The organism is Moorena bouillonii PNG, from assembly GCF_001942495.1.
Lineage (GTDB): Bacteria > Cyanobacteriota > Cyanobacteriia > Cyanobacteriales > Coleofasciculaceae > Moorena > Moorena bouillonii.
This window is the reverse complement of sequence record NZ_MKZS01000001.1, coordinates 3072611-3074644: the sequence shown is the minus strand read 5'-3', so window position 1 is coordinate 3074644 and position 2034 is coordinate 3072611. Positions and strand designations below refer to the sequence as shown.

The window sequence follows — 2034 nt, the reverse complement described above, 5'->3', positions numbered from 1 at the left end:
TTTGAGTATGGCTCCCCCCTTTTTTAAGGGGGGCTGGGGGGGATCATAATCTTGCGGAAAACTTTAAAAACACACCCTAACCCCTCCCAGGAGAGGAATAGAGGCAATAGTTAAAAAGTATATAGCAATTATAAGACTTATGAGGTAAAGTAACAGCAGTCAGTAAACCAATAATTACAATCGGAGTTAGTGACTTTTAACCCACATTCGGCACCCTACACTGTGATACCAGCCATAGAGAACAATTGAAGTAACCATAAATACTAAAAGTAGCCCCTTTAAATAAAATCAACGTTCCGACTCCGTTGCTATGCTCCTTGAAGCAAGCAAAAATGAGAAGTCTCATGGAAAAGAAGTCCAATCACGTTTGCTTCTATTTTAACCTAATTTAGATGGGATTGCCCTAGATAAACATGCTAGAAACTGTATTTAATCTACCACTTCAGCAAAGACAAAATATAGCCATTATTGGAGCCGGTGCTATGGGAGTATCAACAGCATGTATCTTAGCTAGATTAGGTATCGCTAAAGTATCGGTTTTTGAAGCTGAATCAAAAATTTTTAATAAAAATGGAGCTTCTCTCAATAATACAGGTATTTTGCATCATTTTGTTTATGGTGCACATAAAAAGACACTGGAACATTTATTCAAACAAAGTATTTTATTTAAAAAATTAATGCCTGAGTATGTTTTTGTAGATAGCCATGTTAATTATTTAGTACCTAATGAAATAGGAAACACTGCTATTAATCAAGAAGGGATAACTTATAAAGATGTTGCTGCTTCTTTGGTTGAGATTTATCAGCAACATTTAAAAAACTATCATAATGAAACTATTTTTGGTAAGCCAGAAGACTTAGTAAAGATACTAGCTCAAGAAGCCATCAAACCCTTACTTGGAAATTTCGATGCGGGCAAACAGGACATCGCTGGTGCAGTCAAAGTTAGGCAATTTGTCTTAAATATTGCCGAATATGTTTGTCACATGATCAATCTGTTTAATTTTATTGTTAGAGAAAATTTTGTTGACATTCACTACAATAATGAAGTAAGTAATATTGCCATCAATAGTCAAAACTTCGAGTTAAAGATAAACCACAATAATCAACTTTATTTCGATACGATAGTTAATGCTGGTTATGCCAAGGGTTTGGGCATTCCGATTCCAGAACTAAAATTTGAGCAATATATCGAAGGAAATCTAGTAAAGCTAAAAGTTTATGGACTATACAAGATTCCCTCAGACTTGAAAAAACAGTTTCCAGAAATCGACAAAAGTTTTTATAGTACTATGCTCATTCGAGGTCAATATGGTGGAATAATTAAAGTCGGATACGATCATCTGGCAATTTTTTCTGGTCGAGAATATAACCAGGCAGAATTAGACTTCCCCTTGGCTGAAACTCCGAAAAATATTCCTAGGGAATGGTTGGATAATTTTGAAAAAATAACTGGTAGAACGGAAGCAGAAATGTTGAGCACAATTAAGCAGGATATTTCTCGCTGGATTCCTTGGGCTAAGGGATTGGAAAATATTAAGCTCAAAAAAGCGGTTCAAGTTTATCCTGGTAGAAAAACTACCGATGAGGTAGATGCTGCCAAACGGGATGATAATCCTATTCGTTATCTATATCACCATAAAAATGGGGGTAAATATATTCATATTCCTGGGTTTAAATTAACTTCTATTCCTTACAATGCATTTCAGGTTGTTCTCGAAATACTCTCAACTTATGTATGCCAGGGTATTCTTACCCAAGAGCAAGTAGATAAGCACATAACTATTGACCAAAATCAGCACATAATTCTCTCCCCTGAAATGGAATATGCTCTTGGTAAAAATCTATCTCAATTGAGGGTTTCTGAAAGAGAAAAAATTATTGATGAGTGGGGTATTTACTAGCACATTATTTATAGCAATTCTACGACTTGTGAGGTACAAATTTCTGAGGTGCGACCCGTGGCGAATTTAATTCGCCTAGCGATGCAGCGCGGTCTTGGGAAGGCAGCGCGGTCTTGGGGGTCCCCCCCAT

At 36.3% G+C, this 2034-nt stretch carries 1 protein-coding gene; it reads left to right on the top strand.

Annotated features, from left to right (window positions below; genetic code table 11):
* Window positions 1-413 precede the first annotated feature (413 nt).
* Window positions 414-1904, top strand: a complete 1491-nt coding sequence (locus BJP37_RS12600) for an FAD-dependent oxidoreductase (protein WP_075899218.1) — start codon at window positions 414-416, stop codon at window positions 1902-1904.
* The last annotated feature ends 130 nt before the right edge of the window (window positions 1905-2034 follow it).